The 22,862-nt window shown below is 59.8% G+C and carries 18 protein-coding genes; 10 read left to right on the top strand and 8 right to left on the bottom strand.

Features of this window, described 5'->3' with window-relative positions; all coding sequences use genetic code 11:
- The first annotated feature begins 96 nt into the window (after positions 1 to 96).
- Positions 97 to 1,296: a glycosyltransferase family 4 protein gene (locus GRX76_RS05445; RefSeq protein WP_160152382.1), complete on the top strand. Its 1,200-nt coding sequence runs from the start codon at positions 97 to 99 to the stop codon at positions 1,294 to 1,296.
- A 47-nt stretch (positions 1,297 to 1,343) separates the two neighbouring features.
- Positions 1,344 to 2,015, top strand: coding sequence for a YrbL family protein (locus GRX76_RS05440; RefSeq protein WP_160152381.1), 672 nt, complete (start codon positions 1,344 to 1,346; stop codon positions 2,013 to 2,015).
- A 57-nt stretch (positions 2,016 to 2,072) separates the two neighbouring features.
- Here GRX76_RS05440 and GRX76_RS05435 read toward each other — a convergent pair whose 3' ends face one another.
- Together GRX76_RS05435 and GRX76_RS05430 are read right to left on the bottom strand one after the other, a co-directional pair.
- Positions 2,073 to 3,143 (bottom strand): glycosyltransferase family 4 protein, encoded by a 1,071-nt coding sequence (locus GRX76_RS05435; RefSeq protein WP_160152380.1) that lies wholly within the window; start codon positions 3,141 to 3,143, stop codon positions 2,073 to 2,075.
- Positions 3,136 to 4,065 (bottom strand): mitochondrial fission ELM1 family protein, encoded by a 930-nt coding sequence (locus GRX76_RS05430; protein WP_160152379.1) that lies wholly within the window; start codon positions 4,063 to 4,065, stop codon positions 3,136 to 3,138. The genes GRX76_RS05435 and GRX76_RS05430 overlap by 8 nt, the downstream gene beginning before the upstream one ends.
- Positions 4,066 to 4,407: 342 nt before the next feature.
- Between GRX76_RS05430 and GRX76_RS05425 the strand changes: the two genes are divergently transcribed.
- Together GRX76_RS05425 and GRX76_RS05420 are read left to right on the top strand one after the other, a co-directional pair.
- Positions 4,408 to 5,733, top strand: coding sequence for an O-antigen ligase (locus tag GRX76_RS05425; protein WP_160152378.1), 1,326 nt, complete (start codon positions 4,408 to 4,410; stop codon positions 5,731 to 5,733).
- Complete coding sequence (locus GRX76_RS05420; protein WP_160152377.1) at positions 5,730 to 7,067, top strand: UDP-glucose/GDP-mannose dehydrogenase family protein; 1,338 nt, start codon at positions 5,730 to 5,732, stop codon at positions 7,065 to 7,067. The genes GRX76_RS05425 and GRX76_RS05420 overlap by 4 nt, the downstream gene beginning before the upstream one ends.
- Positions 7,068 to 7,160: 93 nt before the next feature.
- On the opposite strand, the gene GRX76_RS05415 is transcribed toward GRX76_RS05420, so the two are convergent.
- The 4 genes from GRX76_RS05415 to GRX76_RS05400 form a co-directional block, all read right to left on the bottom strand.
- Positions 7,161 to 8,117 carry a branched-chain amino acid transaminase gene (locus GRX76_RS05415; protein ID WP_160152376.1) on the bottom strand — a complete coding sequence of 319 codons (957 nt, stop codon included), beginning with the start codon at positions 8,115 to 8,117 and terminating at the stop codon, positions 7,161 to 7,163.
- A gap of 194 nt (positions 8,118 to 8,311) precedes the next feature.
- A complete protein-coding gene (glnE, locus tag GRX76_RS05410) occupies positions 8,312 to 11,203 on the bottom strand; it encodes a bifunctional [glutamate--ammonia ligase]-adenylyl-L-tyrosine phosphorylase/[glutamate--ammonia-ligase] adenylyltransferase (RefSeq protein ID WP_160152375.1) in 2,892 nt (963 codons plus the stop codon).
- Positions 11,204 to 11,312: 109 nt separating this feature from the next.
- Entirely contained in the window at positions 11,313 to 12,215 is a 903-nt protein-coding gene (locus GRX76_RS05405) for a PhzF family phenazine biosynthesis protein (RefSeq protein ID WP_160152374.1), read from the bottom strand.
- A 94-nt stretch (positions 12,216 to 12,309) separates the two neighbouring features.
- A complete protein-coding gene (locus tag GRX76_RS05400; RefSeq protein WP_160152373.1) occupies positions 12,310 to 14,094 on the bottom strand; it encodes a GspE/PulE family protein in 1,785 nt (594 codons plus the stop codon).
- 213 nt (positions 14,095 to 14,307) lie between these two features.
- Here GRX76_RS05400 and GRX76_RS05395 point away from each other — a divergent pair, with 213 nt between their 5' ends.
- From GRX76_RS05395 to GRX76_RS05385, 3 genes are all read left to right on the top strand, one after another.
- Positions 14,308 to 14,985, top strand: coding sequence for a TIGR00153 family protein (locus tag GRX76_RS05395; protein WP_160152372.1), 678 nt, complete (start codon positions 14,308 to 14,310; stop codon positions 14,983 to 14,985).
- Positions 14,986 to 14,997: 12 nt separating this feature from the next.
- The gene (locus GRX76_RS05390) at positions 14,998 to 16,275 is read left to right on the top strand and encodes an inorganic phosphate transporter (RefSeq protein WP_160152371.1); all 1,278 of its coding nucleotides are present in this window, start codon (positions 14,998 to 15,000) and stop codon (positions 16,273 to 16,275) included.
- A gap of 113 nt (positions 16,276 to 16,388) precedes the next feature.
- On the top strand, positions 16,389 to 17,186 hold the full coding sequence (locus GRX76_RS05385) for a PhzF family phenazine biosynthesis protein (protein ID WP_160152370.1): 798 nt from the start codon (positions 16,389 to 16,391) through the stop codon (positions 17,184 to 17,186).
- A 78-nt stretch (positions 17,187 to 17,264) separates the two neighbouring features.
- On the opposite strand, the gene GRX76_RS05380 is transcribed toward GRX76_RS05385, so the two are convergent.
- Together GRX76_RS05380 and GRX76_RS05375 are read right to left on the bottom strand one after the other, a co-directional pair.
- Complete coding sequence (locus GRX76_RS05380) at positions 17,265 to 18,554, bottom strand: Xaa-Pro peptidase family protein (protein WP_160152369.1); 1,290 nt, start codon at positions 18,552 to 18,554, stop codon at positions 17,265 to 17,267.
- Positions 18,555 to 18,616: 62 nt separating this feature from the next.
- The gene (locus tag GRX76_RS05375) at positions 18,617 to 19,087 is read right to left on the bottom strand and encodes a DUF6314 family protein (protein ID WP_236250634.1); all 471 of its coding nucleotides are present in this window, start codon (positions 19,085 to 19,087) and stop codon (positions 18,617 to 18,619) included.
- A gap of 18 nt (positions 19,088 to 19,105) precedes the next feature.
- Between GRX76_RS05375 and GRX76_RS05370 the strand changes: the two genes are divergently transcribed.
- From GRX76_RS05370 to argA, 3 genes are all read left to right on the top strand, one after another.
- Positions 19,106 to 19,969: a carboxylate/amino acid/amine transporter gene (locus tag GRX76_RS05370; RefSeq protein WP_160152367.1), complete on the top strand. Its 864-nt coding sequence runs from the start codon at positions 19,106 to 19,108 to the stop codon at positions 19,967 to 19,969.
- 23 nt (positions 19,970 to 19,992) lie between these two features.
- Positions 19,993 to 21,147: an acetylornithine deacetylase gene (gene argE, locus GRX76_RS05365; RefSeq protein WP_160152366.1), complete on the top strand. Its 1,155-nt coding sequence runs from the start codon at positions 19,993 to 19,995 to the stop codon at positions 21,145 to 21,147.
- 257 nt (positions 21,148 to 21,404) lie between these two features.
- Positions 21,405 to 22,715 carry an amino-acid N-acetyltransferase gene (gene argA / locus GRX76_RS05360; RefSeq protein WP_160152365.1) on the top strand — a complete coding sequence of 437 codons (1,311 nt, stop codon included), beginning with the start codon at positions 21,405 to 21,407 and terminating at the stop codon, positions 22,713 to 22,715.
- Positions 22,716 to 22,862 lie beyond the last annotated feature (147 nt).

The following is a 22,862-nucleotide window of genomic DNA, read 5'->3' as shown; positions in this document are numbered from 1 at the left end:
GCGTTACCCCCGCCCTTGTCCCCTATAATCCGCGCGTCGAGGAGCATTTGAGTGACTCCCCGAACCATTGTTTAACCGGTCAGCGGGAAGTGCATTTTGAAAGTCATCCAGCTATTGCCCGCCCTCAACTCCGGCGGCGTAGAAAGGGGCACCCTGGACCTGGCCCGTGCCCTGGTGCACGCCGGTCACGAATCCATCGTTATTTCCAGCGGCGGACGTCTGGTCAAACAGTTGGAAATGGAAGGCAGCCGGCACATCACCCTGCCGGTGCACAAAAAATCGCTGACCAGCCTCTGCCAGGTGCGCCCCCTGCGACGCCTGATCCGGGACCTACAGCCGGATATCCTGCACCTGCGCTCCCGGGTACCCGCCTGGCTCACTTACCTCGCGTGGAAAAAGCTCGACCCGAAGACGCGACCGCGACTGGTGAGCACCGCCCACGGCCTTTACTCCATCAATCGCTACAGCGCGATCATGGCCCGGACCGAGCAGGTCATCGCCATTTCCGATTGCGTCAAACGCTACCTGCTGGACAATTATTCGTCAGACCTGCGGGCAGAGCCGCAAGTGATCTACCGCGGTGTGGACACCCGCGAGTTCTCACCGGAGCTGCCGGTGCCCGCGGACTGGCAGGAAACCACACTGGGTGAATTCCCCGAGCTGCGCGACCGCCGCTGGCTGCTTTTGCCAGGGCGCCTGACCCGCTGGAAGGGACAGGAAGATTTTATTCACATGATTGCCGAACTGACGGGCAGCGGCGGGGACGGAAAATATCAGGATATACAGGGCATCATTCTCGGCGGTGCGGAAAAAAACAAAGAGCACTACGCCGACGAACTCCAAGCGCTGGCCAGCGAGCTGGGCGTTCGGGACAGGATCACGTTTACCGGCCACCGCAGCGATATCCGCGAATGGTACCGACAATCCACCTTGGTCTATAACCTGTCGAAAACCCCGGAGCCGTTCGGGCGCACCGTGATAGAAGCGGCGGCCATGGGCACGCCGATAATCGGCTATGACATTGGCGGTCCAGCCGAATCCCTGCGCGCCTGCTTTCCAGATGGCCTGGTGGAGAATGGCAACCGCGAACAATTACTGGCAACAACCCGCAGATTACTGGCACAGACAGGGGCAGCGCGGCTCTCCCCTGAACTCCCTCCTGAGTTCTCCCCTAAGCTCTCCCCAGAGCTACCCTCAGAGTTCACCCTCGATCACATGGTCGCACGCACCCTGGCCCTGTATCAGCAGCTGCTGGCAGAAGGAGCCAATACCGGGAAATCCAGTACCGGAAATTAGTGCGGGAAAATAGTGCCGGAAGTATTGAAAAAGAGAGACAGTAACCATTGATTGATCTGAGAGAGCAGCGTCCCTTCGCCTCCGGTGGCAACCGCCACTGCTACCGCCATCCCGAACACCCGGAGCGCTGCATCAAGGTGATGATTCCGGGGCGTGTTGGGGAACTGCGTGCGCGAGCCCCCTGGTACAAGAAACTGTTCGGGGACGACCAGTTTGATGACAACGCGCGCGAGCGCGAGGGCTACCACCAGAAAGCATTAAAAAACGCGGCCGCAGACAGCATCGTCTGGCAACACCTGCCGCGCTGGTACGGTATCGAGGACACTAGCGCGGGCCCAGGATCCGTTTCCGAGCTAATACTGGACAGCAGTGGTGAACCGGCAATGACCCTGGAGCGCTACCTCCAACTCTACGGCCTGGATGAAACCATTCGCCGCGCGCTCAGCGAGTTTGCGGACTGGCTGCGATTGTCGGGAGTGATGACCAAGAACCTGCTGCCCCACAATCTGGTCATCCGCGAGACGCGGGAAAATCCCCGACTGGTGCTGATCGATGGCCTTGGTCGGTCCGCCTTCCTGCCGTTTGCCGAAATTTTCGAGGGCTCCCGGAATCGCTATCTGGAGCGCAGAATCAAGCGCATGTGGGCGCGGGTGGAGTGGGAAACCTCAGACCGCGCAATGACCTGGGAAGAAGCAGAGGACATCAGTCGCCGGCGCTGAGGCAACGCCAGCCACTTATACCTAGCACCCCGCACCCGACACCCGACACCCGGCCGTTCATTCTGTCACTAATGGCGCTGACGCCAGTGCGGTCCGGTACACTTTCATGGTTTCCGTCGCCATCGCATCCAGGGTCAGGCGCTCGCGGGCGCGGGCAAAATAAGGGCTGTAATTGTCCCGCAGCTGTTCCAGGTCCCCCAGCGCCGACGTCAGTTTTACTGCGAGCCCGGCAGTATCGCCGATGTCGACCAGGTAGGACGCCGGAATATTTTCGGCCACATTGCCCACATGGGTGGAAACCAACGGGCAGCCCGCCAGCAGCGCCTCGGCCACGGTATAAGGCGCGCCCTCCTTGCTTGAGGCGACGACCATCAGATCCGCCACCGACATCCAGTCGGCAACATGGGATTGGAACCCGACGAACTTCACACGCTCCCCCAGCTGCAACTCATCCCCAAGCCGTTCCAGCTCCGCGCGCAGCGGGCCATCGCCGAGGATATACAGCACCGCATCCCCGACCTGCGCCTGGGCCCAGGCCCGAAGCAGAAGATCAATTCCCTTGGCCGGCACCAGGCGCGCAACGGAAATCACCGCCGGTTTGCCACTGTCCAGCACGGATCGGTAACCCTCACCGAGCTTCGGCAACCGGGTGCCATTGGGGATCACCTGCCAACGCAGCGCTGAATTGGCCACCGCCATCTGACTCACCGCAATCCGGTGCGGGAAATGTTTCGACAGGCTGTCTTTGGGATTGGCCACATTGTGCCGGGTCAGTACCACCTTGCCTGGAATCCAACGCTGTAGACGGCGCATCAAGTAGGCGGGCTTGGCCGCGTGGGCGTGCACCAGGTCGAAGCGATAGCGACGCATCAACCGCAGCAGTTCAAAACTGAGTAGTGGGTTGCGGCGCCCGCGATCGGTATTCACCGCCAGAAAATGGACCCCGGCGGGAAACATGGCCCGATAGCGGGGGTGGGCAATCACGTAGACTTCGGCCTCGCAATTCTGCAATTGCCAGCTGCTGAGCTCCTGCACATGCTTTTCCAGCCCGCCGGTTTCTACACTGGTAAACAGTTGGCAAATTCGCAATGGCTTGTCCCGCTGTGCCCCTTCCGCCAACTCAACCATACCTGTGCTCCTCGATTGTTTTGATACCGCAACGGCGCAATAGTGCGCGCGCACAGCTTATCTGTTGATTGAAGGGTTCGCGAGACGACCGCGCATCCGCTGTGGATGCATCCATGCTCATCGCCTCGACCTGTTCCGTCACCAGCCCCTGATCCAGCAGGCGCTGCATGGCGCCGCGAATTTTGTTGCGCGGCCGCCGGCTGGGCTGGGCGATCACGCCGATCTGCGCCCGGCTCTGCAGCGCCTCGAACACCATGGATACACTGTCGCCGGTAATCCAGATATGCCCGGCCCGGGCCATCTGCTCTGCCAGCCATCCCGGGGAACTCTGCTGCCAGGGCACCAGCTCGGCCCCGCTGCCCACATACTGCTCCAGGGTTCCCTCCGGGGTGCGGCGGCTATCCGCCAGCACCCATTTCAGAGGCTGCTGCAGCAGCCGCTCCGACACCGCCGCCACCTTGGCCGCGTCCCAATGGAAATGCCGGCTGGGACCGCCAAACAGCAATAGCCCGCGATCCGCCTCCAGCGGCAATTCCGGCAACGGCTCGGCAAGTGCGCCCTGGGTCAGGATCACATTCTCCAGCGCCGGGGGCCGGTCGTGCTCCGGTGCAATCACAAAGTCAAACCAGGAAAGCGGCAGGCTCGGCTGCATGATCACCACACTACGGCCCCCGCAAAGGCGCCGCGCCCGCAGAACCGGCCAGTGGGTGCGATGACCCGCACCAATAATGAAGTCGGGGCGAGGCAGCGATTGCAGAGCCGCGGGCAAGCCCCCCCACAGCGATATCCTGACCGCACCACAGTCGATCACCCGGCAATCGAGCGCATCCGCCCCCAGACACTGCACAAGGCCACTGACCAACGCAGCGCTCTGCTTCTCGTGTGCACGATTGCCGTCAATAAAACGCCAGATAACCAGCACAGTTTCCCCTTATTGCTCCAACGCCACTTGCTTCAGCGCCACCAGCTTTAACCGCAAATCACACCCGTTGCGATGACCTCTACGGATACAGGATACAGAATCCAGAAAGAGCGCCGGTGAACGCACGCCCGCTTCCGCGGCATGCTACCCCAGCCACCGGCGAGACTGAAACTGCTGTACGCAATTGCGGTCTCTGAATGACCCACTGGCGCACACACCGGTGACCCGCCAGACCCGGAGCCACCTGCGGTAGCCCGCAACGGGCTCTGGGGATACAATGTTCGGCTTATCCAGGGCCCATAAATCGTCGTTAATAAGGCCGAAAAACAGGATCCCCGCTGTATGTCTACCACCTTGTCGGCCGCGTCGCCGCAAAGCGTATCCCCGCTCAAAGCCCTGTTGCGGCGCACTTTCGACCGCCCCTTTGCCATCGGCCTGCTGCTGTGCAGCTTTATCTGGGTGCTGCCCTGGTCACGCACCTTCCAGCTCTCGGTGCTGGTGCTCGCCATTACCGCCATCGCCTTGCTGATTCGCGACCGCAACAGCTGGAAGCCGTTTGGCATCAAGCCCTGGTGCCTGATGAACCTGCTGGCCGCGGCCGCGCTGGCACTTTCTGCGGCGGGTTCGGAATACACCGACAAACCCATTGAACTGGCCGCCTTCCAGCTGATCCTGATGCTTGCGGGAATCCCGGTGCTACTGTGGGCACGGAATGATGCCATATGGCACAAGCTGCAACTGTGTCTGCTCGCCATTATCGGCTTCTGGCTGGTGGATGGGCTCTTCCAGGCGCTGGTGGGCTTCGACTTCTTCGGCGTACCCCGGGCAGAGCGCCTCGGCGGTTACTTCAGCCACCCGGACAAATTCGGCTACTACATAGCCCCGCTCTGCGCTTGGGTACTCTTCGCCCCGGCGGTGCGCAGGCTAAGCCTGCCGATACAGTCTGGAATCTATTTACTGTGCCTCGCGGTCACTTTCTTCGGCAATACCCGCGCTGGCTGGGTGGCCTTTGCCCTGATCAGCCTGATCTGGCTGTACACCATTCGCCAGCAGCTGCGCGCGTCCATCGGTGTGCTGTGCCTGCTCGCGGCAGCCGCACTGTTTGCCGGCTGGTGGATCATCAGCGACCCGATGATCGGCAAGCGTATTGCCGCCAGCATTCCCCAGAGCCTGGATATGGACGGCCTGTCGTCCGTGATTCCGGTACGTATCCAGCTGTGGGCCCAGGCCTGGGAGCAATTCCTCACCTCGCCGTGGCTCGGTACCGGTGCCGGCAACTATGTGCTGTTCCTGCCGGAACACTGGGCAGACACCCACCTGGATCAACCCTACGCACACCAGGTGGTGTTTGAAATTCTCGCCGGCGCCGGCATTGTCGGCTGCGCCCTGTTTCTCGCCGTACTGGTATGCTTTCTGCGTATCGTCTGGCATGGTGACTATACGCAGGTAGCGGAATCCCGGCGCCCGCTGGCTCCAATGATCATACTGCTGTGCACCTGGTTTCCGCTGAGCACCCATCGCGAACTGTTCAGCTCGGAAATGATGGTATTCACCTGGCTGTGTATTGCCCTGGTGATCGCTCGCTCAAACCTCCCACAATCCGAGCAGGGTGCAGCGAGTAAAGAAATCTCCAATTCAGACAAATGTGAAGGAACGACACAGCAATGAATGTTTCCGTATTTGGCACCGGTTATGTAGGACTGGTACAAGCGGCCGTGCTGGCCGAAGCCGGCCACCGGGTAACCTGCATCGATATCGACGAAAACAAGATCGAGCGCCTGAAGCAGGGACATATTCCGATCTTCGAGCCGGGCCTGGAGCCACTGGTCAAGCGCAACAATGAATCCGGCAACCTGACCTTCACCACCGACGCCGCCGAGGGCGTGGCCCACGGTGAACTGATTTTCATCGCGGTCGGCACCCCGCCGGATGAAGATGGCTCCGCAGATCTGCGCTACGTACTGACCGTAGCCCGCACCATTGCCGAACATATGGACGGCAAAAAATACATCATCAACAAGTCCACCGTGCCGGTGGGCACCGCGGACAAGGTGCGTGAGGAAGTAACCCGTACCCTGCAGGCGCGCGATGCGCTGAACCTGGAATTTGATGTGATATCCAACCCGGAATTCCTCAAGGAAGGCTCCGCGGTGGCCGACTGCATGAAGCCGGACCGCATCATTATCGGCACCTCGGAAAATGCCTCCGAGCAGAAGATGCGTCAGCTGTACGCACCATTTAACCGCAATCACGACAAGGTCATCGTGATGGATGTGCGCAGCGCGGAGCTGGCCAAGTACGCGGCTAACTGCATGCTCGCCACCAAGATCAGTTTTATGAACGAGATGGCGGTGATTGCCGATAAGGTGGGCGCAGATATCGAATCCGTGCGCCAGGGCATCGGTTCCGACCCGCGTATCGGCTACCATTTCATCTACCCCGGTATCGGTTACGGCGGCTCCTGCTTCCCGAAAGATGTGCAGGCGCTGAAAACCACCGCCGCGCAACTGGGGCTGGAGCCGATGATCCTGAATGCGGTGGAAGACCGCAATCACAGCCAGAAGCACTACCTGCTGGAGAAGATTGTGCAGCGCTACGGCAAGGACCTCTCCGGCAAAACCTTTGCCCTGTGGGGACTGGCGTTCAAACCCAACACCGACGACATGCGTGAAGCACCGGCGCGGGTCCTGATGGAAAACCTGTGGCAGATGGGCGCCAAGGTACGCGCCTTTGACCCGGAAGCCATGCACGAGTGCGAACGCATTTACGGCAACCGCGACGACCTGCAGCTGTGCGGCACCCGCGACAGTGCCCTGTCCGGCGCCGACGCCCTGATCGTGGCCACCGAGTGGCAGCAGTTCAAAACCCTGGACTTTGCTACCGTCAGCAGCAGCCTGAGCGAGCCGGTAGTGTTCGACGGCCGCAACCTGTACCACCCGCTGGATATGGCCGAAGCCGGCTTTGACTACTACTGTGTGGGACGCCCACAGCAGGCAAGCTGATAGGTCGGCCTGTCGACACACCATAAAAAAAGGGTGGACACCTTGCGGGATCCACCCTTTTTTATTTGAGCTGGATTGGCTCAATCCAAACAATCAGGCCGATGCTGCTACCTGCGCGCAGGTTTCATGCACATCGCTGAGCCAGCCCAGGTGTGCCTGGCTCTTGCCCTGAACCACATCGAAGTAGAGCTGCTGCAGACGCTTGGTCACCGGCCCGCGGCGACCTTCGCCGATGGTGCGGCCATCCAGCATGCGGATCGGCAGCACTTCCGCGGCGGTGCCGGTGAAGAAGGCTTCGTCGGCAATGTACACCTCGTCGCGGGTGATACGCTTTTCCTTCACGGTATAACCGCACTCGTGCGCCAGCTGGATCACCGAGGCACGGGTGATGCCGTCCAGACAGGAGGTCAGTTCCGGGGTGTAGATAACCCCGTCGCTTACCAGGAAGAAGTTCTCACCACTGCCTTCCGCTACATATCCTTCCGGGTCCAACAGCAGGGCCTCTTCACAGCCGTTGCGAATGGCTTCCTGCAGCGCCAGCATGGAGTTGATGTAGTTGCCGTTGGCCTTCGCCTTACACATGGCGATATTCACATGGTGGCGGGTGTAAGAAGACGTATTGACCTTGATGCCCAGCTCGCGGGCTTCCGGGGTCATATAGCTCGGCCACTCCCAGGCGGCGACAATCACGTGGGTCTGCAGCTTGTCCGCGCGCAGGCCCATGCCCTCGGAACCGTAAAAGGCCATGGGGCGCAGATAGGCTTCCTTGAGGCCATTCTCACGTACCACCAGACGCTGGGCTTCATTCAGCTGCTCAGCATCGTACGGCATTGGCATGTTCATGATTTTGGCGGAACGGCACAGGCGGCGGGTATGCTCCTGCAGCCGGAAAATACTGGTGCCGCCATCGGCGGTTTCGTAGGCGCGCACACCTTCGAAAACACCCATTCCGTAGTGCAGTGTGTGGGTCAGAACGTGGATCCGGGCATCGCGCCAGGGAACCAGTTCACCGTCAAACCAGATAACGCCGTCTCGATCGGCAAAAGACATGGGGATCTCCTACAAAATTCTATTACGCACTCTGTAGGAGCGGCCTGGGGAAGGAGCGGGAGCGGTCTATACCGGATCGAGCCTGTTCGCCTGCAGGCAGGCTCCTACAGCACAGAGCCTGGTGAAAAACAGTTTAATTGGGCTGCAGTGAAACCATTGGGGAAAACGCGCGCACGAAAAAAGGCGGGAGCGCTTTAACCCAGTAACTGCTGCCAAGTTGTTTCAACGGTCTTTCTTTCCGCTTCGAATTGGTCACCGGATACAACCCCCGGCAGCTGTTGTAATGCCAGGCGATGACCTTCAGATCGGTAGGCTTTGTAGGCGTCGATCAAATGCTCGGCTTGGTGGGCCGGCATCAGGCCCGCCTCGATGAGGCTTTCAAGAATGCGAATATTATCGGTAAATCGCACGATTGATGGGGCGCGCTGCGCCCAGGCCAATGCGGCATATTGAACCATAAATTCGATATCGACAATACCGCCCGCGCCGTGCTTGAGATCGAATTGCCGATCATTGCTCTTATCGAGGTGCGCACGCATCTTATTGCGCATCTGTACCACCTCTTCACGCAATTTCTGCTCATCCCGCGCCTCACATAAAAGCGTTGTGCGCAGGGATTCGAACGCCTCTCCGAGGCGCACACTGCCAGCCACGGTGCGTGTGCGCACCAGCGCCTGGTGTTCCCAGGTCCAGGCGCTCTCGCGCTGATACTTTTCAAACGCTGTCAGTGAGGTCACCAGCAAACCGGAGTTGCCCGACGGGCGGAGGCGCGTATCCACCTCGTACAGGGGACCGCTCAGGGTGCGGGTCTGCAGGATATGGATCAGCCTCTGGGCGAGTCGGGTGTAAAAGCTGAGATTGTCGATGGAGCGTTCGCCGTCGGTGTACTGCTGGGGTTCGGCGTCGTGCACAAACACGATATCCAGATCCGAGCCGTGCCCCAGCTCCAGGCCACCGAGTTTGCCGTAAGCGACGATGGAAAAATGCATATCTTCGGCAGTGGCGCCGTTGGGCGTTCCGTGTTTTTCCGTCATCTGCTGCCACGCCAGGGTCAGCGACTGCTGCAGTATCGCCTCCGCCAGCCACGTCAGTGAATCGCTTACCTTCATCAACGGCAAAGCGCCGGTCACTTCCTGGGCGGCAATACGCAGGCTCTGGCCCTGTTTGAAATGGCGCAGGGCTTCCATCTGTGCTTCCAGGTCTTCCGGATCCACCCGCAGCAATTCCTGACGCAGGTCGTCGGCAATATCTTTTGCCGTGGAAGGCTCCAGCAGACGGCGCTGGTCGAGCATTTCATCTAATAAAATCGGGTGGCGCGCCAATAGCTCGGCAATCCACGGTGACGCGCTGCACAGGCGTAGTAGTTGTGCCAGAATCGGCGGGTTTTCATTGATCAGCACCAGGTAGGCACTGCGGCGCAAAATAGAACGCAGCAAGGGGGTTACCCGCTCCAGCGCCAGCAAGGGCTCACTCACTTCGGAAGCTGCGGCCAGCAACAGCGGCATCGTCTGGTCCAGGCGCTGGCGGCCGGTGGCGGGCAGCGCACTGACAATCCGATCGCTGTGCAAAGCCACCACGGCTTCCAGCGCTTTGGCCGCGGGCTGAAAGCCGGCATTGTGTAATTGCTCGAGCCAGCTATCGCGGTCTTCGCTGCGCTCGCAGCCATTCCACAGCATCTGCCAGCTGTCGCTAGCGGTAATTTCCGTTGCCTCTTCCGGTGGCGCTATCACCTCATCAAATTCGCGCTCGATGACCGCGCGCGCCGCCACCAGTTTTTCTTCCAGCGCCTGCCAGTTGGTGTAACCGAGGGCAAACGCCAGGTGTTCGCGACGCTCGATTTCCGGCGGCAGTGTTTGCGTTTGCTGGTCGCGCTCCGCCTGCAGGCCGTGCTCCACCCGGCGCAACAGCAGATAGGCATCGCGCAACTCCGCGGCAGCGCCTTGCGGTAAATGGCCGCCCTGCTCCAGCAGCGGCAGCACTTTCAATATATTACGCACCCGCAGATCCGGCTCGCGACCACCGCGAATCAACTGGAAAGCCTGGGCGATAAATTCCACTTCACGAATACCGCCGCGGCCCAGTTTGATATTGTCGATCAGACCGCGGGCGCGCACCTGGCGCTGGATCAGGGTTTTCATTTCCCTGAGCGCCTCGATCACGCTGAAATCGATATAGCGGCGGTAGGTAAAGGGTCGCAGCAGCTCCATCAATTCTTCGCAGGCTTCCGCCGCGGCTTCACCGGCCGCCGCCACCGGGCGCGCCTTGATCATGGCGTAGCGCTCCCACTCACGCCCCTGGGTCTGGTAGTAATCTTCCAGTGCCGCAAAGTGGCTTACCAGGGGACCGCTGTCACCGTAAGGGCGCAAACGCATATCCACCCGGAATACAAAGCCGTCGGCGGTGACGGCATCCAGCGTTTTGATCAGTCGCTGGCCCAGGCGCTGAAAATACGCCTGGTTTTCCAGGGTTTTCTTGCCTTCAAACTGGTCGCCGTCACTCTCGCCCGGCTCCGGGTAGGCAAAAATCAGGTCAATGTCGGAGGATAAATTCAGTTCGCGCGCACCCAGCTTGCCCATGCCGAGCACGATCATGGGCTGAACATTGCCGTCCCGGTCGCGGGGTTCGCCATGCCGCTCAACCATCTTTGCCCGGTGCCAATCCAGCGCTGCCTGAATCGTCATTTCCGCCAGCTGGGTGAGGCGGGCGCACACCTGGGGGATATCCCACTGGCCGGCAAAATCCCGCCAGATGGCTTCGCTGTTGACGCGATTGCGCAGCTGGCGCAGGTGCCGCTCCAGCGACTCCTCGCTGTCCAATGCTCCCAGGTCAATGGGCGGTATCCCCAGGTCATCCTGCTCCAGCAGCAGCGCTAGCAGATCGGGGAAGCGCACACACTGCTGCAGGAAAAAATCTGAACCCACCAGGCTGTGCGCCAGGGCGTCGACGAGATGAGCGGTGGCATCGGCGCTCTGCAGACGAGTTTCCACCTGCCTCACCATCGACGCATCCGCCGCCTCACACCACTGCTGCCACCGTTGCTGCGCACGATTTGCCATGGGGGCGGGGCAGTGTTCGAACAGCGACATCTTTCTCTCCTTTGACACAAAAAACCCGTGCAATGCACGGGCCCGTTTTTTGTTGGGGGTTACATCAATCTATGGAATATGGGAATTTCGGGTAATCAAAACGGTTTCTTCAGGAGTGCAGCAGCGTCCCCACGCCCATCTTGATCACATTGCCGCCGATTCGACAGCGCACTTCCTTGCCCGGTTTTTTATCGAACTCGGCGTGCAGAATACTTTTGCGGGTTTCCAGGCTGCCGCGATCAATGGAGAAGGTGTGGGTGCCCGCCGCGGTTTCCTGCTGTTCCGCAAGGTAGGCCACAAACTCCGGCATGACGTTGCCAATCGGCGGGAACACCTCTTTCGGCAGGTTGGGGTTCAGCAGGCGGCCGTGGAATTCTGTACTGCCAGTGATGGAACCGGGCGCAAACAGGAAAAGCTCCGAGGTGTAGAGTTCACCCAGCAGTTGCGCCCAGCGTTCGCTGTTGAGACTGGCGGCAATCACATGCTCCGGGCGGGTGAAGGGCACGATCAGTGTGGGCCTGTCGACACTGATCACCATCGGTTTGTACTTGCTGAACGAGATATGTTTTTCGTCGCTGTTCAGTGCCGCAGCTAGGCGACTAACTTCCGGCGTGTAGCGATCGGCGGTGGGGGAAAGCACCCGCGCAAACTGGATGGCGCCCGGCCCGGCTTCCGCTTTATCGATAAAGCTTTCGATCAGCCCCTCGTCCTGACGCAGCAGGAAGGAAGCAAAACTACCTTCGTCCTGGGTCAATCCCATCTCGAACGCCACATAGGAGGCGGCGAGAATGGTGTGGGCGCCGAAGCGCTGCGGCCCCTTGCTATTAAACACACAGGCCGGTACATCCTTGTGCGGCTCGATAAATACGGTTTCGGTTTGCTGGAATTCACTGGCGATCGCCATTTTTGAAGCGTCGCTGGTTTCGGTCCCCGGCAGTTTTACCACCGGGATCTGGGTACCCTGAAACGGGGCATCGGCGAAAACATCCAGAAGTGCGTATTCAAGCGTCATCTCAATCATCCTTTTTAGTTGATCGCTTTTTTATTGATCGTTTCTTTATTGTTCGCTTCGATCACTCTGACTATGCAACAGGAATGGCCATTTGTCAGAAAGAAATATCCGGTGGCGGTGCCACCCGCAGCACCTCCTGCACGGTGGTGATACCTGCGGCAACCTTGCGTGCACCGGATAACCGCAGACTGTTCATGCCCTCGCGCATCCCCTGCCGGCGCACCAGCTGCAGATCGCAATCGTGGGTGACCAGGGCCTGCACTCCTTCGGTGAACGGCAGTATTTCGTAGATACCCTGGCGGCCGCGGTAGCCGGTGTTGCGGCAGTCGAGACAGCCCTCCGGCTGGTACACCACCTCGGGCTTGGGCGCCTTCCAGGGTTTCACCAGTGCCTGCCAGTCCTCGTCACTGACCTCCGCCTTGCGCTTGCAGCTGGGGCAGAGGGTGCGCACCAGGCGCTGGGCCATTACCCCGAGTACCGTAGATTTGAGCAGATAGTGGGGCAATCCGAGATCCAGCAGACGCGTCACTGCGGTAGGGGCATCGTTGGTGTGCAGGGTAGAGATCACCAGGTGGCCGGTAAGCGCCGCCTGTACCGCCATCTGCGCGGTTTCCAGGTCGCGGATCTCCCCCACCATGATGATGTCCGGGTCCTGACGCATCAGGGTGCGGATACCCGCGGCAAAGTCGAGACCGATACTGTGGTGCACCTGGGTCTGGTTGAAGCTGTCTTCCACCATCTCAATGGGATCTTCGATGGTGGAAACATTTACCTCGGTGGAGGCCAGCTGCTTCAGCGCGGTATACAGGGTGGTGGTTTTACCAGAGCCGGTGGGGCCGGTGACCAGTACGATACCGTTGGGGCGAGCCAACATGGTCTGCCAGCGCGCCAGGTCGTCGCCGGCGAGCCCCAGGTCAGTGTAGGAGCGCGCCAGCACTTCCGGATCGAAGATCCGCATCACCAGTTTTTCCCCGAACGCCGTGGGCAAGGTGGAAAGGCGCAATTCCACCTCGCTGCCATCGGGGCGCTTGGTTTTGATGCGTCCGTCCTGGGGTTTGCGTTTTTCCGCCACGTTCATGCGCCCGAGGATCTTCAAGCGGCTGGTGATGGCGGCGTTGACCTGGTCCGGCAATTCGTGAATCGGGTGCAGCACACCGTCGATGCGGAAGCGGATGCGGCCCACATCCCGGCGCGGCTCTATGTGGATATCACTGGCGCGCTGATCAAAGGCGTGCTGCAGCAACCAGTCCACAATGTTGACGATGTGCTGGTCATTGGCCTCCGGGTCCTTGAGATTACCCAGTTCCAGCAGCTGCTCGAAATTGTTGGCACCGGAACTGCCCTTTAACCCGCTGGCCCCGGAAATAGAGTTGGCCAGGGAATAGAATTCGGTGCAGTAGCGTTTGATATCCGCCGGGTCCGCCACCACCCGCTGCACGGTGCGCCCGCTGGTGTGCTCCAGTTGCTCTTCCCAGCCGGAGGTATAGGGCTGGGCGGTGGCCACCAGCAGCATCTCTTTCGAGGCCTCCACACAGAGTATCTGATGGCGCTTGGCAAACTGGAAGCTCATGACCTCGGTGACCGAGGCCACATGCACTTTCAGCGGGTCGATATGGTAGAGGCCGTGGGAGGAGGTATCCGCCAACCACTGGGTCAGGACAGCCGCATCCAGCACCCTGCCCGGCTTCTTCTGGTTCTGCAGCTCACAGCTGGCGATATAGCTGAGCGGGTGCATCTGTGCCTGCTCGGCCGTGCGCGGGGTGCCAATCAGGCGATTGGCGTCCAGGCGGCTGATATAACCCTGGCTCACCAGGTCTTCCAGTAACCCCGGCAAGTCGAGAACCCGGTCCGCGCCTCTCACCCCTGTGCCTACAGCCATACCCTGTTACCCGTCTACGCTTAAGTGTGAAGGCGCATTGTAGCTCTATTGATCGGCGGTGAAAGTGCGAGAGATTCGCAGAATGGCGGCGAAACCAAAGCGTCACTGTGCCCTGCGCAGATGTTGGGGTACCATGCCGCCAAATTTGGCCGCTGCGGGTTCAACCAAGCGGCCTTCTTGTTAACTGTCAGGACCGGAAAAAAGGAACAGACCATGCCCCTGTCCAATATCGCCAACCTGTTCGGCCGCTCGCCGATCAAGCCGATCAAGGAGCACATGGCGACTGCCCACAAGGCGTCAGCGGATCTGGTGCCCTTCTTTGAAGCCCTCATGCAAGGGGACTTCAGCACTGCCAAAACCGTACAACAGCGCATTTCCGCCAGCGAGAACCGCGCCGACGACATCAAAAAAGACCTGCGTCTGCACCTGCCGGACAGCCTGTTTATGCCGGTCTCCCGCACCGACCTGCTGGAACTGCTGCACGCCCAGGACAAAGTGGCCAACAAGGCCCAGGATATCGCCGGGCTGGCCATTGGTCGCCAGATGGAGATCCCGGCCTCCATGCACGCCATGATGAGCACCTTCGTGGAAAGCGCCGTGGCCGCTTCCGCCCAGGCACTTACCGCCATCAACGAACTGGATGAACTGCTGGAGTCTGGCTTCGCCGGACGCGAGGTGGACATCGCCCAGCGCATGACCGAAGAGCTCGATGACCTGGAGCGCAAGTCCGACAAGCTCGAAGTGGAAGTGCGCGCCTCTCTGTTCAAAATGGAGAAAGGGCTGCCGCCAGTAGACGTGATTTTCCTCTATCGGATCATCGAGTGGGTCGGCGACCTGGCCGATGAGGCCCACGGTGTGGGCAACCGATTGCAACTGTTGCTCGCACGTTAAAGGGGGAAGACCATGGATATCATTGCTCAGTACGGCCATATCTTCCTGATCCTGGCCTGTGTTTTCGGTTTCTTCATGGCCTGGGGTGTGGGTGCCAACGACGTCGCCAACGCCATGGGCACCTCGGTGGGCTCCCGCGCACTGACCATCAAACAGGCGATCATCATCGCCATGATCTTCGAATTCGCCGGCGCCTACCTGGCCGGTGGCGAGGTTACCTCCACCATCCGCAAGGGCATCATCTCCCCAGACCTGTTCAACGATAAACCGGAACTGCTGGTGTACGGCATGCTGTCGGCACTGCTGGCGGCGGGTACCTGGCTGATGATTGCCAGTATCCTCGGCTGGCCGGTGTCCACCACCCACTCCATTGTCGGTGCCATTGTCGGTTTCTCTGCCGTGGGTATCTCCGTGGACGCGGTGGCCTGGGCCAAGGTCGCGAGCATCGTTGCCAGCTGGGTGGTATCGCCGGTGCTCGCAGGCACCATTTCCTTCCTGCTGTTCAGGAGCGTGCAGCGACTGATCCTCAATACCGAGGATCCCTTCAGCAACGCCAAGCGCTACATCCCCATGTATATGTTTGCGGTGGGCTGGATGATCTCCATGGTGACCCTCACCAAGGGCCTCAAGCACGTATTCAAAGACGCCGGCATTTCCCTTTCCTTCTGGCAGGACGCGCTGATTGCCGGCGTTATGGGCCTGGTGGTGATGGGTGTAGGTATCGCTCTGCTGAAGCGCATCAAGCGCGACCCGGCAATGGAAAAAGACAACCGCTTCGCCAACGTGGAGCGCGTGTTCGCCATTCTGATGATCTTCACCGCCTGTGCCATGGCCTTTGCCCACGGCTCCAACGACGTGGCCAACGCGGTAGGCCCGCTGGCGGCGGTCGTAAACACCGTGCAACAGGGTGCGGTCACTGCCAAGGCGGTAATGCCACCGTGGATCCTGCTGCTGGGTGGTGCCGGTATCGTCGTCGGTCTCGCCACCTATGGTTTCAAGGTTATGGCGACCATCGGCCGCAAGATCACCGAGCTGACTCCGAGCCGCGGTTTCGCTGCCGAGCTGGGCGCGGCCTCTACCGTGGTGCTCGCCTCCGGCACCGGCCTGCCCATCTCCACCACCCACACCCTGGTGGGTGCGGTACTGGGGGTTGGCCTGGCACGAGGAATCGGCGCACTCAACCTGCGCATGATCACCACCATTGCCGCCTCCTGGATCGTCACCCTGCCCGCGGGCGCGGGTCTGGCGATTCTGTTCTTCTTCTTCTTCAAGGGCGTCTTTGGCTGGTAAGCACCCAAAGTTGGGTTGGTAATAGAAATTACCGCCCGCGCCTGTTAAAAAGGGAGAGCTAATTAGCTCTCCCTTTTTTTTGTTTGTGCTGGCAATGTGAGAAGGATCCCTCCATGCAACTGCCCATCTATCAGGCTGACGCCTTCACCTTAGAACTCTTCAAAGGCAACCCTGCCGCCTACGTACCGCTTACCCGCTGGCTCGACGACGCGCTACTGCAACAGATCGCCGCCGAGAACAATCTCGCCGAAACCGCCTACACCGTGCCCGCTGGCAACGGCTTTGAACTGCGCTGGTTTACGCCCGGCGAAGAAGTCCCCCTGTGCGGCCACGCCACCCTGGTAACCGCCCACCTGCTGTGGACGGAACTGGGCTTTACCGACGAAGAGATCCACTTTTTTACCCGCAGCGGAGAGCTGGTGGTGCGCCGGGACGGCGAGCAGCTGGCGCTGGACTTTCCCGTCCAGACCAATCGGGATATCCCTGTCGTCGATGCGTTCACCCTGGCACTGGGCACAGAGCCTCTCCGTGCACTCGAAGTTGCCGGCTCAGATGACCAGCTGCTACTCGAGTTCGCTTCCGCGGAAGTTGTCGCCGGGCTCGACCCCGATATGCGTGCAGCGGCAAAGCTGCCCTACAAAGGCCTGATCTGTACCGCCCCCGGGGAGGGATTCGACTGCGATTTCGTCAGCCGCTTTTTCGCCCCCGCCATCGGCATCGACGAAGATCCGGTTACCGGTTCCGCACACACGCGGTTGGTGCCCTTCTGGGCCGAGAAACTCGACAAAACCGCATTGAAAGCCAGACAGATTTCCCCCCGTGGTGGCGAGCTGGATTGTGAATTGAAAGGTGATCGCGTGATCATGCGCGGCCGTGCGGTGACTTACCTGCGCGGGCAGATCACCCTGTAACAGAAGGCTATCGCGAGCTAAACCGATAGAGGGCCGGACCTGTTGACCGGCCCCAAGATCCACCTCAATACAACGACATCACGCCAAGCGCCCCAAAGGGCTGGCGAGGCTGTCTGGCGGCAGGGTAAACCAAGCGGGGCCCTCTTCCGTCATGTACAGGCAATCTTCCAAACGCACGCCGAATTCTCCGGGAATATAGATACCCGGCTCGTTGGAAAAGCACATGCCCGGTGCCAGTTTCACTTTCTCACCCCGCACAAAGTTCACCGGCTCATGCCCTTCCATACCGATGCCGTGACCAGTGCGATGGGAAAGACCGGGCAAGCGGTAATCCGGCCCGAAACCATTTTTCAGGTAAAACGCCCGCACCGCATCGTCAACACTGCCCGCGGGGGCGCCGAGCTTGGCGGCCTCGAAGGCAACGTTCTGGCCCTCGCGGACCAGCTGCCAGATTTTTTGCTGTTTTTTGCTGGCTTCGCCGTAAACAAAGGTGCGGGAAATATCCGACTGGTAACCCTCTACGCTGCAGCCACAGTCCATCAAAACGACCTGTCCTTCGCGGATCTGCTGCGGTTGATCGGTGCCATGGGGATAGGCACTGCCCTCACCGAACAGCGCCATGGTCCAAACACCCTGCCCACCCAGCGCAGTCTGCGACTCGCGCATCAGCTGATTCACATCCGCCGGTGTCATCCCCGGGCGCAGCTGCTTCAACACCATGCCGTAAGCCGCCAGGGTAATTTCATTGGCCTTTTTCATCAGCGCCAGCTCCGCCGGGCTCTTGACCATGCGACAGCCGCGAGTGACAGGATCCGCACTTACCTGCTTGAACCCGGGTAGCGCTTCGCGCAGCCCATCGGCGACAAACCAGCGCACCGAGGCCTCCAAGCCGATAACGCCAGACTTAGAGCCGGGCTTAGAGCCAGGCGTAAAGCCGCGATCTTTCATCACCGACGCTACCCGTGCAAATGGGCTCTCGTGTTCGTGCCAGGTGCGCACGTCACTGCCAAAGGTCATCGATTCACGCACCGACGGCTCTTCAAAAAACGGCGTAACCACCGCAATGTCGCCGCGCCGGGGGATAATCACACAGGTCAGGCGCTCGGAGCGCCACCAGCGAATACCGGTGAAATACAGCATTGCAGCGCCAGGTTCGAGCACAATGGCGTCGATGCCCGATGCATCCATCAACTCCTGGGCCTTGGCGACCCGCGCCTGCCGCTCAGCCACAGTGATCGGCTGCACGCCAGCAAGCAGGGACTCAGGCTTATTAGCTTTTGCAGGGGATTCGGTAGCCGCGCGCAGGGGCAGGGCCGGCGCCACCGCCAGCAACGCGGCCGCTTTCAGTAGTTGACGTTTGGTGGGCATGAAACACTCTCCACTATTTATAATTGGCAGAGAGTATCGTGTTTTAGCGCTAAAAACAGGCGCTACCAGTAGTGATAATGCAGGCGCTCGTTCTTGCGCGGTCCGTGGATCTGCCAAATCAGTTCGATTTCATCCGGGTGCAGAATCAGGTCGGCGGTGTAGGTATCCTCCCCGCAAAGATGGGGAGACTGATGGCGAAACCCGTGTTCCGTCACCGGCACCAGATTGAACAGCAACACCGGCGCCTCGCGACGCAAATGTTCAAGGCGCACAAAATCGCTACAGCGCGTCCAGCGATAGCGGTTTTGCAGATCAACCTTGTGCCCGTCGGCATCGGTAAACTCGGCCCGCTCGGCAAACAGGATATGCGCACCGAAATTGCTGACGCCCACTTCGCCACGCCCGTGCCCACGCCAGTTGGTTTTCGACCCGGGGCCGTTACTGGCATTGAAGCTGAAGGCACGGACTTTCTTTAAACGCTCACACAGTTGCGCCAGGGCCTCCAGACCTTTGTAATCCACCCGTTTGTTCACCAATTCGATATCCAGTTCATGATTCTGCTGATACTCATCACCCTGCTGTGGGCCTTTTCTTTCAGCCTGATCGGTGTTTACCTCGCCGGCCAGGTCGACAGCTACTTCGCGGTTCTCACCCGGGTTCTACTGGCAACCCTGGTATTTCTGCCGCTACTCAACTGGCGTACTCCGCCGCGCACCGCGCTCACATTAATGGCGGTCGGTGCCGTGCAGCTGGGCCTGATGTATCTCTTTTACTACCAGTCTTTCCTGCTACTCAGTGTTCCGGAAGTGCTGTTGTTCACCATCTTCACCCCGGTCTATATCACCCTGATCTACGACCTGCTGGCCCACCGCTTCTCACTGTGGAATCTGTTGATTGCCGCCGTCGCGGTACTCGGAGCAGCCATCATCCGCTGGAACAACCTCAGTGAGGACTACTGGAAAGGCTTTTTAGTGGTACAGGGCGCCAACCTTTGTTTCGCCACCGGCCAGGTAGCCTACAAGCAGTTTATGCAATCTGACCAAAAGCGCGCAGCCACCCTTCCGCCGCGGCAAACCTTCGGCTGGTTTTTCATCGGCGCCAGTATCGTAGCGGCTACTGCCTGGCTCATACTGGGCGAACCAAAGTACCCGAGCAACGGGGTTCAGTGGGGCATATTGTTGTGGCTGGGTGCCGTAGCATCCGGGCTGGGCTACTTTCTCTGGAACAAGGGCGCCACGCAGGTATCCCTCGGCACACTCGCGGCCATGAACAACGCGCTGATTCCGGCCGGGTTACTGGTAAACCTGTTACTCTGGAATCGCGACGCGAACCTGCCACGCCTCGCTATTGGCGGCGCTATCATCGTAGCCGCGGTATTGATCAGTGAGTGGCGCAACACGCACAGACGGAATTGAACTTTTTTAGAAGGACAAATGAAATGAGCATCCGCACTCTGCCAACGCTGCAGAGCCAGCTGCAACAACTGGTTGCCAGCCCCAGCGTCAGTGCCACCAATCCCAAACTGGATATGGGCAACCGCGGCGTGATCGACCTGCTGGCTGCCTGGCTGGAGACCCTGGGTTTTCGCATCGAAATCATGCCCATGGAGGACCAGCCCCACAAAGCCAACCTGATCGCCACATTGGGTCAGGGCGATGGTGGACTGGTGCTTGCGGGGCACACGGATACAGTGCCTTACGATGACGACCGCTGGCAGTCAGACCCGTTCAAACTGAGCGAGCGCGACAACCGTTTTTACGGTCTCGGCAGTACGGATATGAAAGGTTTTTTCCCCTTGGCGATTGAAGCCGCGAAAGCCTTTGCGAATAAGCCGCTGCAGCAACCGCTGATCATTCTCGCCACCGCCGATGAAGAAACCTCCATGTCCGGCGCCCGCGCGCTGGTGCAAGCCGGTCTGCCCAAAGCCCGCTACGCGATTATCGGCGAGCCCACCGGCCTCAAGCCCATCCGCATGCACAAGGGCATGATGATGGAACGGCTGCGCATTACCGGCCAGGCCGGGCACTCGTCCAATCCCGCCTACGGCGCTAGTGCGCTGGAAGCCATGCACACCGCCATGTCGGAAATTCTCAAACTGCGTGGGGAGTGGCAAGAGCGCTACCAGAATCCCGGTTTTGCCGTGCAGGTTCCCACCCTGAACCTGGGCTGTATTCACGGCGGCGACAACCCCAACCGTATTTGTGGCCACACCGAATTGCAGTTCGATCTGCGCCCACTGCCGGGCATGCCGATGGAGGAACTACGCGGTGAGCTTCATCAGCGCCTGAAAGATACCGTCAGTGGCGAAAAAATTTCGTTGGAAATGGATTCACTGATCGGTGGGGTCGAGGCCTTCGAGGAACCGGCACAGTCTGAACTCGTGCAGGTCGCGGAGAAATTTACCGGCCACAGCGCCGAGAGTGTAGCTTTTGCAACCGAGGCGCCTTTTTTACAAAAACTCGGGATGCAGACCATCGTGCTCGGTCCCGGGGATATCGACCAGGCACACCAGCCGGATGAGTATCTGGGATTGGAGCGGATTGACCCGATGGTGGAAATTCTCAGAGGCATGATCGGGCGTTTCTGCCTGTAGTCGCGAGCAAGATTGAAGACCTGTGGCGGTGCCGCTACCGGGTGCGCTTTTACGAGACACGCCGTAAACCCATCCCTGGGGGCTCGTCTGCGGCCGTCCTGGCCGCAGACGGTCTCGTAAAAGCGCACCCGGTATCGTCACCTTCGCGGAAAAATCTGCGTTTTTAAACAAAAATGAAACAGTAATTGGAAATTAATCCCGCAGAAAATGCGGTATATTCGCTTACTAACCGAGCCACCTGCTGAAATGACATCGTCGTGAACACCGATAACACCACACTTAACTGGTTCCGAAACGCTGCGCCCTATATCAATGACCTGCGCGGGCGAACCCTGGTGGTTGCAATTCCCGGGGACGGTTTCGAGCACGAGAATTTTCGCAACCTGGTGCATGACCTAACGCTGCTGATCAGCCTCGGGGTAAAACTGGTGCTGGTGCACGGCGCGCGCGCGCAGGTGAATCGCGCACTGGAAAGGGCCGGCATTGAAAGCCGCTTTCAGGGCAATACCCGCATTACCGACCGCGAAACCCTGGAAGTCATCAAGGCCGCGGTGGGTAAATTGCGCTTTGAAATTGAAGCGGCCTTTTCCCAGGGGCTACCGGATTCGCCGATGGCGCGCTCCGCGCTGAAGGTGGTATCCGGGAATTTCGTCACCGCGCGCCCGGTGGGCATCATCGACGGTACCGATATGCGCTGGACCGGCCAGGTGCGGCGCATGGAAGTGCCGGCGATTACCCGCGCACTGGACGAAAATTCTCTGGTGCTGTTATCGCCATTCGGTACCTCGCTGACCGGCGAGCTGTTTAACCTGAATTATCTGGATCTTGCGGCGGAAGCGGCCAAAGCGCTCAGGGCGGAAAAACTGATTCTGTTCCGCGACCTGCCGCAACTGAAGGTGAATGGGGAGCCGGTATACGACCTGAGTATTCACCAAGCGGAAGACATTGCCGATACCGTGGACAGCGAGACGCTCAGCTGTGCCCTCAGCGCCTGCAATGCCGGAACCCAGCGGGTACACCTGCTGAGCTACGCCGATAACGGCGCGCTATTGCAGGAGCTACTCAGTCGCGAGGGTGCCGGCACCATGATTTACCGCGACAGCTACGAAGTCATTCGGCGCGCGCGGATCAATGACGTCGGCGGGATTCTCGGGCTGATCCGGCCACTGGAAAAGCAGGGTATTCTGGTGCGCCGTTCGCGGGAAAAGCTCGAATCGGAAATCGACCATTTCACCCTGGTGGAAGTGGACGGTACCCCGGTGGCCTGTGCCGCGCTCTATCCGATTCTCGACGAACAGGGCGATACCATCGCCGCGGAAATCGCCTGCGTGGCAATTCACCCGGAATTTCGCGGTGGCGGCCGCGGCGCCAAGCTGTTGCAACACCTGGAACGACAGGCGAGAACCCTGGACCTGGCAGAGATTTACGTACTCACCACCCAGACCGAACACTGGTTTATCGAGCGCGGCTTCACCCAGGTGGACGTCTCGGCGCTTCCCGCCAGCCGGAAGTCTCTTTACAACATCCAGCGAAATTCCCGCGTTTTACGCAAGGCCCTTAAAGGGTAATAGCCTTGCGATAAACAGGGCGCAGGGCGGACAAGCTTTGCGCCAATTTCCATCATTGCCACAAGCCGCGCAATAAGGCTCCCGTTTTGCTAATCTGTCGCGTCCTGCCTGCGCGCCGGGCAGCCATCCATTGAATTCATTGTTTTC

Source organism: Microbulbifer sp. ALW1, from assembly GCF_009903625.1.
Lineage (GTDB): Bacteria > Pseudomonadota > Gammaproteobacteria > Pseudomonadales > Cellvibrionaceae > Microbulbifer.
The sequence above is the reverse complement of the archived record's forward strand: the minus strand, read 5'-3'. Positions and strand labels throughout refer to the sequence as shown.

Excerpts from the sequence above, each read along its gene's own strand:
- GRX76_RS05435 (WP_160152380.1), bottom strand. The coding sequence starts at position 3,143 with ATGGTTGAGTTGGCGGAAGGGGCACAGCGGGACAAGCCATTGCGAATT.
- GRX76_RS05425 (WP_160152378.1), top strand. The coding sequence starts at position 4,408 with ATGTCTACCACCTTGTCGGCCGCGTCGCCGCAAAGCGTATCCCCGCTC.
- GRX76_RS05420 (WP_160152377.1), top strand. The coding sequence starts at position 5,730 with ATGAATGTTTCCGTATTTGGCACCGGTTATGTAGGACTGGTACAAGCG.
- GRX76_RS05415 (WP_160152376.1), bottom strand. The coding sequence starts at position 8,117 with ATGTCTTTTGCCGATCGAGACGGCGTTATCTGGTTTGACGGTGAACTG.
- glnE (WP_160152375.1), bottom strand. The coding sequence starts at position 11,203 with ATGTCGCTGTTCGAACACTGCCCCGCCCCCATGGCAAATCGTGCGCAG.
- GRX76_RS05405 (WP_160152374.1), bottom strand. The coding sequence starts at position 12,215 with ATGACGCTTGAATACGCACTTCTGGATGTTTTCGCCGATGCCCCGTTT.
- GRX76_RS05400 (WP_160152373.1), bottom strand. The coding sequence starts at position 14,094 with ATGGCTGTAGGCACAGGGGTGAGAGGCGCGGACCGGGTTCTCGACTTG.
- GRX76_RS05395 (WP_160152372.1), top strand. The coding sequence starts at position 14,308 with ATGCCCCTGTCCAATATCGCCAACCTGTTCGGCCGCTCGCCGATCAAG.
- GRX76_RS05390 (WP_160152371.1), top strand. The coding sequence starts at position 14,998 with ATGGATATCATTGCTCAGTACGGCCATATCTTCCTGATCCTGGCCTGT.
- GRX76_RS05385 (WP_160152370.1), top strand. The coding sequence starts at position 16,389 with ATGCAACTGCCCATCTATCAGGCTGACGCCTTCACCTTAGAACTCTTC.
- GRX76_RS05380 (WP_160152369.1), bottom strand. The coding sequence starts at position 18,554 with ATGCCCACCAAACGTCAACTACTGAAAGCGGCCGCGTTGCTGGCGGTG.
- GRX76_RS05370 (WP_160152367.1), top strand. The coding sequence starts at position 19,106 with ATGATTCTGCTGATACTCATCACCCTGCTGTGGGCCTTTTCTTTCAGC.
- argE (WP_160152366.1), top strand. The coding sequence starts at position 19,993 with ATGAGCATCCGCACTCTGCCAACGCTGCAGAGCCAGCTGCAACAACTG.